At 73.7% G+C, this 10,663-nt stretch carries 9 protein-coding genes; 2 read left to right on the top strand and 7 right to left on the bottom strand.

Annotated elements, in window-relative coordinates; genetic code table 11:
• Positions 1 to 3: 3 nt before the first annotated feature.
• The 3 genes from AC1DYZ_RS01895 to radA all read right to left on the bottom strand — a co-directional run bounded on the left by AC1DYZ_RS01895 (position 4) and on the right by radA (position 2,969).
• Positions 4 to 1,065 (bottom strand): LacI family DNA-binding transcriptional regulator, encoded by a 1,062-nt coding sequence (locus tag AC1DYZ_RS01895; RefSeq protein WP_477063536.1) that lies wholly within the window; start codon positions 1,063 to 1,065, stop codon positions 4 to 6.
• Between the two features lie 68 nt (positions 1,066 to 1,133).
• Positions 1,134 to 1,358: a hypothetical protein gene (locus AC1DYZ_RS01890; protein ID WP_477063535.1), complete on the bottom strand. Its 225-nt coding sequence runs from the start codon at positions 1,356 to 1,358 to the stop codon at positions 1,134 to 1,136.
• A 189-nt stretch (positions 1,359 to 1,547) separates the two neighbouring features.
• Positions 1,548 to 2,969, bottom strand: coding sequence for a DNA repair protein RadA (radA, locus tag AC1DYZ_RS01885; RefSeq protein ID WP_477063534.1), 1,422 nt, complete (start codon positions 2,967 to 2,969; stop codon positions 1,548 to 1,550).
• A gap of 333 nt (positions 2,970 to 3,302) precedes the next feature.
• Between radA and AC1DYZ_RS01880 the strand changes: the two genes are divergently transcribed.
• Positions 3,303 to 4,112: a hypothetical protein gene (locus AC1DYZ_RS01880; RefSeq protein ID WP_477063533.1), complete on the top strand. Its 810-nt coding sequence runs from the start codon at positions 3,303 to 3,305 to the stop codon at positions 4,110 to 4,112.
• Positions 4,113 to 4,283: 171 nt separating this feature from the next.
• Here AC1DYZ_RS01880 and AC1DYZ_RS01875 read toward each other — a convergent pair whose 3' ends face one another.
• From AC1DYZ_RS01875 to AC1DYZ_RS01860, 4 genes are all read right to left on the bottom strand, one after another.
• Positions 4,284 to 4,664, bottom strand: a complete 381-nt coding sequence (locus tag AC1DYZ_RS01875; RefSeq protein WP_477063532.1) for a VOC family protein — start codon at positions 4,662 to 4,664, stop codon at positions 4,284 to 4,286.
• A gap of 320 nt (positions 4,665 to 4,984) precedes the next feature.
• Complete coding sequence (locus AC1DYZ_RS01870; protein ID WP_477063531.1) at positions 4,985 to 6,532, bottom strand: sensor histidine kinase; 1,548 nt, start codon at positions 6,530 to 6,532, stop codon at positions 4,985 to 4,987.
• 14 nt (positions 6,533 to 6,546) lie between these two features.
• A complete protein-coding gene (locus AC1DYZ_RS01865) occupies positions 6,547 to 7,284 on the bottom strand; it encodes a response regulator transcription factor (protein WP_477063530.1) in 738 nt (245 codons plus the stop codon).
• 62 nt (positions 7,285 to 7,346) lie between these two features.
• Positions 7,347 to 8,000, bottom strand: coding sequence for a TetR/AcrR family transcriptional regulator (locus AC1DYZ_RS01860; protein WP_477063529.1), 654 nt, complete (start codon positions 7,998 to 8,000; stop codon positions 7,347 to 7,349).
• 144 nt (positions 8,001 to 8,144) lie between these two features.
• On the opposite strand from AC1DYZ_RS01860, the gene AC1DYZ_RS01855 reads away from it, so the two are divergent.
• A complete protein-coding gene (locus tag AC1DYZ_RS01855) occupies positions 8,145 to 10,622 on the top strand; it encodes a beta-d-glucosidase (protein WP_477063528.1) in 2,478 nt (825 codons plus the stop codon).
• The last annotated feature ends 41 nt before the right edge of the window (positions 10,623 to 10,663 follow it).

Raw genomic sequence — 10,663 nt, 5'->3', positions numbered from 1 at the left:
GGCTCAGGCGCCCGCGGGGGGTGCCGTGCTGTCGCGGACCACCAGGTCGACCAGGATGCGGTGCTGCTGCGGGTCGGGTGCGGCGCCGGCGCGGAACCGCGCGATCGACGACGTCAGGGCGTCCGCGGCGGCCTTGCCCTTCGCGGCGAAGTCCTGGTGGATCGTGGTGAGCGCCGGGCGCAGGCGGCGGGCCAGCGGCGAGTCGTCGAACCCTACGACGGAGACGTCCTGCGGCACCCGGAGCCCGAGCTCCTCGGCGGCGTGCACGACCGCGGCCGCCATGAGGTCCGAGAAGCACAGGACCGCGGTCGGCCGGTCGGGTCGGGAGAGCAGTGCGCGGGCGCCCTCGGACACGTACGGCTCCACGTTGTCGTGGACCTCCATGACGAGCGGCGTGACGCCGGCCGCGTCCAGGGGCTCCATCCAGCCGATCTGGCGCTCGCGCGCGACGAACCCCGACCCGGCCGTGGCGGGATCCGGCGCGAACCCGGGCGGCACCTCGACGTTCATGGTGAGGATGCCGATCCGGCGGTGGCCGAGGTCGAGCAGGTGCTGGGCGCCCAGGCGGGCGCCGTGCTGCTCGTCCAGCAGCACGCTCGCGGCGCCCGCGGTCGGCTCGCCGTCGACGAACACCAGCGGGAGCCTGCGCTTCACGAGCCAGTCGACCGCGGGGTAGTCGGCGGCGCACCCGTAGACCAGGGCCCCGTCCATGGGGATGTCGCGGGCCGGGATCGTCCCCTCCGAGCCCGTTGACGGGAGCAGGACCACGGCCAGCCCGGTGGGGGCCAGCTCCTCGGCGACCGCCCCGAAGAACGCCGCGGCGATCGGGTCCCGGAACGCCGCCCCGATGGACTCGGTGAGCAGCACGCCGACCGCGCCGGTGGTGCCGCGGGCCAGCGCGCGCGCCGAGGGGTCGGGGCCGACGTACCCGAGGTCCGCCGCGGCCGCGAGGATGGTGCGCCGCATGTCCGCCGAGAGCTGGTCGGGGCGGGAGAACGCGTTCGACACGGTCATCCGGCTGACGCCGACCTTGTCGGCGATCGTCTGCAGCGTCACCCGCGACATGACGCCACCCTGTTCCGCTCCATGCGGGACAGGGTAGGTCGCCGGGAGGGGTCCCGGTGGGGAGAGCGTCATCGGGCGGGGTGGCCGGCCCCGGTGGTGGAGGCGGGGGCGACCGCGTCGGCCAGGTGGTGCAGTGCCCCCGCCAGAGTGCGGCGGGTGCGCGGTGCGCGGGACCGGGGCGCGCGGTGGCGTCGTTCGGGTTCCGGGACCTCAGGTGCCCAGGGTCGTGCGCTGTCGACCTCGTGCTGCGCGACGTTCACGCCGAGCAGCAGACCGAGCTGTGAGCTGTCCATCGACATCAGGGTTTCTCCTGTCGGTTCGTCCTTCTCTATACCGATAAAGTAACCCCCGACTCTGTACCGGTCAAGATGTTTTCGGAAGTCGGGTGAAGTCGCCGAGAGGCGGTCTGTGACGGGGTGCGCGTCGGCGTCCGTGACATCGATACGCCGAGCCGGGTCGACCCCCGCCGAAGCCGAACGCGGTCAGCGCCGCCCGGTCGAGGCGGTCTCCGGCACGAGCCCCGCGGCGGTCACGGCCTCGATGAGGTCCGCCGCCATCAGCACGGTGATGCCGGCCGGGGGAGTCGCGCCCTCCAGCGCACCGGCTGGCACGATCGCGCGCGTGAACCCGAGCCGCGCGGCCTCGGCCAGTCGCCGCCCGACGCCGGACACCGTCCGGATCTCGCCGGCCAGCCCGATCTCCCCGATGGCGACCAGTCCGCGCGGCAGCGGCACGTTCTCCCGCGAGCTGAGTGCAGCCAGGGCGAGCGCCAGGTCGGCCCCCGGCTCCGCGACGCGAGCGCCGCCGATGGTCGAGACGTACACGTCCTGGTCCGCCAGCCGCGCGCCGAGCCGTCGCTGCAGGACGGCGAGGACCATCGCGAGCCGGCTGCTGTCCACGCCGCTGGTGGTCCGCCGCGGGTTGGGGACTGCGCTCGGTGCGACCAGCGACTGCACCTCGGTGACCAGGGGCCGGCGACCCTCGAGCGTCACGGTCAGGCACGTCCCCGGCACCGCGTGCAGCGCCTGCGAGACGAACAGGCCGCTGGGGTCCGGCAGGCCGACGATCCCGGACTCCGACAGGTCGAAGCAGCCCACCTCGTCGGTCGGGCCGTAGCGGTTCTTGGTCGCGCGGAGCATGCGCAGGCGCGAGTGCCGTTCGCCCTCGAACTGGCAGACGACGTCCACCAGGTGCTCGAGCGTCCGCGGCCCGGCCACCGACCCGTCCTTGGTCACGTGCCCGATGAGCACCACGGGCATGTCCCGCGCCTTGGCGGCCTGGATCACGGCCGTGGCCACCTCGCGCACCTGGGACACCCCGCCGGCCGTGCCCTCGACCTGCGCGGATGCGATGGTTTGGATCGAGTCGAGCACCAGCAGGTCCGGCTCGACGTGCTCGATGTGGCCGAGGACCGTGCCCAGGTCGGTCTCCGCGGTGAGCAGCAGCCGAGGGTCGAGCGCGTGGATCCGACCGGCCCGCAGGCGCACCTGCGCGGCCGACTCCTCACCCGTCACGTAGAGCACCGTGCGACCGGTCCGAGCCGCGCGCGCCGCAACGTCGAGCAGGAGCGTCGACTTGCCGACGCCCGGCTCGCCGGCCAGCAGCACCACGGCGCCGGGCACGATGCCGCCGCCGAGCACGCGGTCCAGCTCGTCGACACCCGTGGGCCGCGACCTGGCCGTCTCGACGTCGATCTGGTCGATCGGCTGGGCCGGCGAGCGCGTGGGTGAGGTGGCGACCGTGCGCGGTGCGCCGCCGCCGGGGCCGGTGTCCTCGACCACCGAGCCCCACGCCTGGCACTCGCCGCAGCGACCGACCCACTTGCTCGCGGTCCAGCCGCACTCGGTGCAGCGGAAGCCCGGGCGGGCGCTGCGGTCGGGGCGCTTGGTGGAGGTCGAGGTCACGCGGTGCACGCTAACCGCTGGGTCCGACACGATCGCCCGACCGCGCCGGTCACCGGCCCGACCGGAGGAGATGGCCACGCGCGGCGCGGTCGTGCTGGCCGGCCCCTGGCACGGGTTTGGCCCCGCGCCGCCACGCGCGGTGCGCCGCTGTGGCGCGGGTTCGCCAGGCGGAACCTCTCGCACGATGCGGGTCAGGTGGCCAGGTGCAGCCGGCGGGGTTTGATCCGGCGGCTCGCGGCATACCGGCGTCGTGGCATGGAGGGACGAGTTTGCGTCGGTAGGCTGCGGGCGTCCGACGAGGGTTCGGGCGACGCGATGCAAGGGGGAGCCCCGATGAGCGACACCGGCCGTCCCGGCCCCGAGCGGCCGACGCCGCCGATCACGAACTGGCAGGCAGTGCCGCCGACGACCCCGGTGCCGCCCGCCCCGTCGCCTTCCGCAGGTCCCTCGCCCGAGACGTCCGCCGCGAGCTCGGCGTCCGCCGCCCCGGTCGTCGAGCAGGAGCCGCCCGCCGCGCCCTCGTCCGGTCGGCCGCGCTGGCTCATCCCGGTGATCATCGGCGTGGTCGTGCTGCTGGCCGCCGCGATCATCATCGCGATCGTCACCGGCTCGAAGGGCGACTCGACGGACACCCCGCCCCCGGCGGCGGCATCGACCGTGCTCCTGCCGTCCCCGACACCCACCGTCGCCCCGGTCGCCCGCCCGGCGACCACCGCGTTCGCGTCCGCCCTGCCGACGAGCGTCCTGCAGTACGCGCTCGCCACGTCCGCGCCCGACACCGAGTGGCAGGCCGCCGGCGCCATCGAGGCGTACACCGAGACGTACACCGACGGCGGCAGCGGGACCGTCACCGTCCGGTCGGGCCAGTGGGAGACGCCCGAGGAGGCGACGGCGTTCGCCGCGACGCTCGTCGCGGCGCTCCCGGCGGCGCCCGCCGCGCCCTCGCCCTCCGCCTCGAGCGACGCCCCGGCCCTGCCTACCAGCGGGGACGTCACGGCGGGCGGCGCCAAGGCCGGCACGTACTCGATCGCCGACGCCGGCGACGGCACCGGCATCGCGGTGTGGACCAACGGCACCACGGTCTTCCAGGCCACGGTCCCGGTCGAGGACGTCGTCGACTTCTACAACGCGTTCCCGCTGTAGCCGGGAGGCGGCGAACCCGACGTGAGTGACGCGAACGAGCTGTTCGGCGCCACTCACGTCGGGTTCGTGGCCAGAAAGCCGTGGGGGTCGCGACGAGCGTGCTTGGCGACGGTCAGGGCTTGGTCGTCGCGATGACCGTGCTTGGCTTGGTGGTCGCGGCCGCTGTGCGACTCAGCTGGCGGCGATGATCGACAGGACGTTGCCGGCCGGGTCCGTGAACCAGGCGATCAGCGGGCCGCCCTTGCGGAACACGAAGTCGTCGTCGGTCTCGCCGGGCGTGCCCTCGTACTTCTCGAACCGCACGCCGCGCTCCCGCAGCTCGGCGACCGTGCCGGGCACGTCCTCGACCGGGAAGTTGAGCACCGTGTAGGTCGCGGGAGCATGCGCACGACCCTTCGGGTAGACGAGCACCTCGTGCCCGCTCTCGAAGTGCAGGAAGAGCATCCCGTTCTCCTCGGTGACGTCGAGCCCGAGCACGTCGGCGTAGAACTCCCGCGCGGCCGAGACGTCGTCGGTCGAGAACCCGCTGAACGCCTTGCTGAGATCAGCCATCACCACTCCTCGAAGGATTCGTCGGACTCGGTCCCAGGCTCCCCCGCCACGAGTGCCGCGGCCACCGGAGCTTCGGAACGTCCGAGCAAAGGAGGCCCAGGGCCCCCAACAGCTCGGACGTTGGCGGGGTGAACGGGGACGTCCGAGCAAAGAGGGCTCAGGGCCCCCACGAGCTCGGACGTTGGCGGGATGGATGGGGACGTCCGAGCAAAGGGACCCCGGGGGCTGCATCTGCTCGGACGTTGTGCGGGGCGGGGCGTCCGCACATTCGCGCGTTCCGACGACCGGATGAGCGGACGTTGCGACGACGGGGGGAGCGGTCAGAGGCGGGCGGGGGTGCGGGCGGTCGGCGTTGCGGGGGCCGGGGCCGTCGCCGCCGGGAGGGTGACCGTGAACGTGGTGCCCGCGCCCGAGGCACCGCTGTCGACCGTGATGGTGCCGCCGTGGGCCGTGACGACGGCGTGCACGATCGCGAGGCCCAGGCCGGTGGAGCCGGYGGCGCTGTTGCGCGAGGCGTCGCCGCGGGTGAACCGCTGGAACAGGCTCTCGCGCAGGGCGGGCGGGATGCCGGGGCCGTCGTCGGCGACCTGCACGACGACCGCCGCGCCGGTCTTGCGGACGCGGACGGTCACGGCGGTGCCGGCGGGCGTGTGCAGCCGGGCGTTGGACAGCAGGTTCGCCAGCACCTGGCGCAGGCGGTGGTCGTCGCCGGTCACGAGGATGAGGTCGTCGTCGGAGGGATCGGGCAGGTCCAGCCGCCAGTCGTGGTCGGGGCCAGCGGCGTGGGCGTCGGTGACGGCGTCGATGGCCAGCACGGTGAGGTCCACGGGTTCCGACTCCAGCGGGCGGCCGGCGTCGAGACGCGCGAGCAGCAGCATGTCCTCGAGCAGCGCGGTCATGCGCAGCGACTCGGACTCGACGCGCGACATGGCCTGCAGGGCGCCGACGGGCATCTCCTCGGGCGACCGGCGGACCAGCTCGGCGTATCCGCGGATCGACGCCAGCGGCGTGCGGAGCTCGTGGCTCGCGTCGGCGACGAACTGGCGCACCTGCGACTCGGACTCGTGCCGGGAGGCGAGCGCCTGCTCCACGTGCCCGAGCAGCTGGTTGAGGGCCGCACCCACCTGGCCGACCTCGGTCGCGGGGTCGGTGTCCTCGGCGGGCACGCGGTCGGCGAGCACGACCTCGCCACGGTCGAGGGGCAGCGTGGCCACGCGGTTGGCGGTGTCGACGATGCGGTCGAGCGGCCGCAGCTCGCGGCGCACGAGCACGACGCCCACGGCCGCGGCGGCGAGCAGGGCGAGCGCGGCGACGACGCCCTCGACGACCACGAAGGTGGTGACGGTGCTGGTCAGGGCCGCGGTGGGCAGCGCGGTGACGTTGGTGGTGCCGTCGTCGTCGACGCTGGCGACGGCGCGGTAGGCGCCCAGGCCCGCCAGGGTGATCGAGTGCGCGTCGCCGTCGGCGGGGACGGCGAGCATCTGCGTGGCCTGCTCGGTGGTGAGCGCCGTGGGCGTGCCGTCGTCGCCGACGTAGCCGGCCTGGAACGCGGTGAGGTCGGCGGGGTCGACGCCCGCGGGCTGCTCGACGTTGACGGTGCCGGCGTCCTGCCCCGGCCGGAAGTTGCCGGAGCCCACCGCGGGCGGCTCGAAGATCTGCCCGGGGGAGCCCGACAGACCGCCCGCCCGGACGGGTCCGTCGGCCGCGCGGTGGTGCGCCGCGGCGAGCTTCTCGTCCAGCTGCGTGATCAGGGAGCTGTGCAGCGCGAGGGTCGAGACGGTCCCCATGGCCGCGGCGACCACGGCGACCAGCGCGACCACGACCACGACGAGGCGTCGGCGCAGCGTCCATCGGGGACGTGTGCCCATACCGACGGCCGACCTCAGATCGACGGCTTCAGCACGTAGCCGACCCCGCGCAGCGTGTGCAGCATCGGCGTGCGGCCCTTGTCGATCTTGCGCCGCAGGTAGGACACGTAAAGCTCGACGATGTTGGCCTGGCCGCCGAAGTCGTACTGCCAGACGCGGTCGAGGATCTGCGCCTTGGACAGCACGCGCTTGGGATTGCGCATGAAGTAGCGGAGCAGCTCGAACTCGGTGGCGGTGAGGCGGATGTCCTGGCCGTCGCGTGTCACCTCGTGGCTGTCCTCGTCCATGGTCAGGTCGCCGACGACGAGCACCGCCTCGTCGCGGGTCGACATCGCACCCGTGCGGCGCAGGAGGGCGCGCAGGCGCGCGACGACCTCCTCGAGGCTGAACGGCTTGGTCACGTAGTCGTCGCCGCCGGCCGTGAGCCCGGCGATCCGGTCCTCGACCGCGTCCTTGGCGGTGAGGAACAGGACGGGGACGTTCGGGTGCGTCGCGCGGACGCGGCGGAGCACGTCGATGCCGGACAGGTCGGGGAGCATGACGTCGAGCACGATGACGTCGGGGTCGAGGGCCTTGGCGGCGCGGACGGCGGCGTGGCCGCTGAGCGCGTGGTCCACCTGCCAGCCCTCGTAGCGCAGGGCGGTCGAGAGCAGCTCGGCGAGGGTGGGCTCGTCGTCGACCACGAGCGCACGGACGGGGGAGCCGTCGGCACGGGTCAGGGCGTCCGGTCGGCGGAGTGCGGTCGTCGTCATGACCACAGACTCCGACGGGATCCTGGCGTGCGCCTGGACCGAACCTGTGAAATGCCTGAGGGTCAGTCGAGCGGGTGCGGGCGCTCGGCGCCCAGCAGGGCGGCCGTGAGGATCGCCTCGATGGCGAACTGGGTCGCGGCCGGCAGGTCGACGCCGTCGTCGAGGAGCCACTGCACCTGCAAGCCGTCCATGACGCCGATGATCGCGCTGGCGGCGCAGGCGGCGACGTCGTCGGGCACGGTCCCGCCGCTGACCTCGACGAGCGCGGCGCGGATCTCCCCGCGCAGGACGGTGAAGCGGTCGGTGACCCAGCCGCGGGCGGGGTGGTTCTCGGTGACGGACTCGCCGGTGAGCACCGAGTAGCCCTGCACGATGCCCGGGCGGTCGACGTTCATCCGCGCGGTGCGCATGAGGTGGCGGAACAGCTCCATGCCGTTGGGGATGTGCTGGCCCTCGAGGTCCCGGACGTCCTCCTTGTCGCGGAACTCCAGCACCTCGACCAGCAGCTGCTCCTTGGAGCCGAAGTGGTGCAGCACTCCGGCGTGCGTGATGCCGACCTGCTCGGCGACCTCGGTGAGCGACCCGTTCTTGTACCCCTTGGACCCGAAGGTGTTGGCGGCGGCCCGCAGGATCTCCGCGCGGCGCTCCGCGGTGGCCTGGCGGGGCTGCCGCGCGCGGCGCTGCGGCGCTGCGGCGGGGGGAACGGCGTCGTCCATGACTGAAACCATACTGTGATCATCGCACTTACTGACAGGTCAGTAAGTTGTGCTTTCATTCTCGGCAGAAGACAACGACGTCCGATCGGAGCACGCGCTGTGTCACTCGACACGGCCACCCAGCCGCCCACGGCTGAACGGCCCATGAACGACAACGAGAGCCGCCTCGCTGCTCTGTTGTCCGTCCTCTCCCTGGAGGAGAAGGTCCGCCTCGTCGTCGGTGCCGGCCTGTGGTCCACCACCGCGATCCCGCGCATCGGCCTGCGGTCGATGCACGTCTCCGACGGCCCCGCCGGGGTGCGCGGCGTGTCCGAGTCCGCCGACGAGACGTCGGCCTCCTTCCCCGCGCCGAGCGCGCTCGCCGCGACCTGGGACGTCGACCTGGCGGACCAGGTGGGCCAGGTGTTCGCCGCCGAGGCGCGCCGGCACGGTGTCGACGTCGTCCTCGCCCCGCAGGTGAACCTGCAGCGCACGCCCGTCGGCGGGCGGCACTTCGAGTGCTACTCCGAGGACCCGCTGCTCACCGGTGCGATGGCCGTGCACGTGGTCCGCTCGGCCCAGGACCGCGGCGTCGGCATGTGCGTCAAGCACTTCGTCGCCAACGACTCCGAGACGCAGCGCACCACCTACCTGTCGCGCGTCGACGAGAAGACGCTGCGCGAGGTCTACCTCGCCCCGTTCGAGCAGCTGGTGCACGAGGCCCAGGCGTGGTCCGTGATGAGCGCGTACTCGGGCGTCGACGACGGCACCACGGCGGCCACCGTCGCCGAGCACCGCCCGCTGCTCACCGGGATCCTCAAGGACGAGTGGGGCTTCGACGGCGTCGTGCTCAGCGACTGGGTGGCCACCAAGTCGGTGGTCGGTGCCGCCGAGGGCGGGCTCGACCTGCAGATGCCCGGGCCGGACGGCCCCTGGGGCGACGGGATGCTCGACGCGGTCCGCGCCGGCGACGTCAGTGAGTCGCTGCTCGACGCCAAGGTGCTGCGCCTCCTGCGGCTCGCCCAGCGGGTGGGTGCCCTCGAGGGTGTCGAGCCGTCCGGGGCGGAGCGCGACCGGGTGGCCGACGTCGACGTGCGCGGCGTGCTGCGCGAGCTGGTGTCCCGGTCGATGGTGGTGCTCCGCGACGACGAGCACGCGCTGCCCGTCTCACCCGACGACGTCACCCGGATCGCCCTGCTCGGGCCCAACGCCGTTCACCCGTTCGTGCAGGGCGGCGGCTCGGCGTTCGTCCGTCCGGACCACCTGTCGACGCCCGAGGCCGCGCTGCGCGAGGCGTTCGGCGAGGTCTCGATCGAGACGCACCCCGGAGCGGTGTCCCGGCTGCTGCCCCCGTCGCTCGACCTGGCCGGCCGCTGCACGACGCCGGAGGGGCACGTCGGCGCGCTCGGCGAGCTGCTCGACGCGGACGGCACCGTGCTCACCGCCGCCGACGTGACCGAGTGGAACGGCTGGCTGCGCGAGGTCCCGGGCCCCGCCGCGGCGCTGCGCATCCGCACCACGGTCCGGCTGGACGAGCCGGGGCGGCACGAGGTCGGCGTCGGCACGGTGGGCAAGCACTCGATCCGCGTCGGCGGGCAGCTGCTGTCGACCGGCGACCGCGTCGTCGGCGCCGAGGTCATCCTGGACTCCTCCGTGAACCAGCCGCCGCCCGCCACCCTGGTGATCGACGTGACCGAGCCGACGACCGTCGAGATCGACGCCGTCGTGCAGGCCGTCCACCCGGTCGGGTACTCGAGCTTCGCCCGCGCCGAGCTGGTGCACCGGATCCCCGGCACGTCGCCCGACGAGCTGCTGGCCGTGGCCGTCGAGGCCGCCGCCGCGGCCGACCTCGCGGTGGTCGTCGTCGGCACCAACGAGGAGATCGAGTCCGAGGGCTACGACCGCACGAGCCTGGCGCTGCCCGGCACGCAGGACCAGCTGGTCAAGGCCGCGCTCGCCGCGAACCCCCGCACGATCGTCGTCGTCAACGCCGGCGCCCCGGTGCTGCTGCCCTGGCTGGACGAGGTGCCGTGCGTGGTGTGGGCGTGGCTAGGCGGGCAGGAGTGGCCCGAGGCGCTCGCGGACGTGCTCACCGGTGTCACCGAGCCCACCGGCCGGCTGCCCTGGACGCTCCCCGCGCACGAGTCCGACGTGCCGGTGCCCCACGCGGTCCCGGTCGACGGGGTCGTCGACTACCACGAGGGCATCCACGTCGGGTACCGCTCGTGGCTCAAGCTCGGGCGCACCCCCGCTGCGCCCTTCGGTCACGGCCTCGGCTGGACCACGTGGGAGTACGACGCGGTGACCTATGTCGTCGAGGCGGACGGATCCGTCGTCCTCGACGTCACCGTCCGCAACACCGGCGCCCGCGACGGCCGCGAGGTCGTCCAGGTCTACGTCGAGCCCGGCGGCGAGGGTGACCGCCCCGTCCGCTGGCTCGGCGGCTTCGCCGTCGTGCACGCCGCCGCAGGCGCGCACGCGAACGTCCAGGTGAGGGTAGACGCGCGAGCGTTCCGCACCTGGGACTCGGCACAACCCGGCTGGGTGACCCCGGCCGGTACCTACCCGATCCGCGTGGGCCGGTCCTCGACCGACCTGCGCCTCACGGTCGACGTGACTCTCCCCAGGAGCGCGCCGGCGTAGTCGCACAGCCCTGCAGCCCGACCAGGCACAGCAGCCACGGT

The organism is Cellulomonas sp. P1_C4 (assembly GCF_056406355.1).
The sequence above is the reverse complement of the archived record's forward strand: the minus strand, read 5'-3'. Positions and strand labels throughout refer to the sequence as shown.

What these genes read in the sequence shown, in the direction of transcription:
- AC1DYZ_RS01855 (WP_477063528.1), top strand. Translation starts at nt 8,145, where the DNA reads ATGAACGACAACGAGAGCCGCCTCGCTGCTCTGTTGTCCGTCCTCTCC.
- AC1DYZ_RS01875 (WP_477063532.1), bottom strand. Translation starts at nt 4,664, where the DNA reads ATGGCTGATCTCAGCAAGGCGTTCAGCGGGTTCTCGACCGACGACGTC.
- AC1DYZ_RS01860 (WP_477063529.1), bottom strand. Translation starts at nt 8,000, where the DNA reads ATGGACGACGCCGTTCCCCCCGCCGCAGCGCCGCAGCGCCGCGCGCGG.
- AC1DYZ_RS01895 (WP_477063536.1), bottom strand. Translation starts at nt 1,065, where the DNA reads ATGTCGCGGGTGACGCTGCAGACGATCGCCGACAAGGTCGGCGTCAGC.
- AC1DYZ_RS01880 (WP_477063533.1), top strand. Translation starts at nt 3,303, where the DNA reads ATGAGCGACACCGGCCGTCCCGGCCCCGAGCGGCCGACGCCGCCGATC.
- AC1DYZ_RS01890 (WP_477063535.1), bottom strand. Translation starts at nt 1,358, where the DNA reads ATGGACAGCTCACAGCTCGGTCTGCTGCTCGGCGTGAACGTCGCGCAG.
- AC1DYZ_RS01865 (WP_477063530.1), bottom strand. Translation starts at nt 7,284, where the DNA reads ATGACGACGACCGCACTCCGCCGACCGGACGCCCTGACCCGTGCCGAC.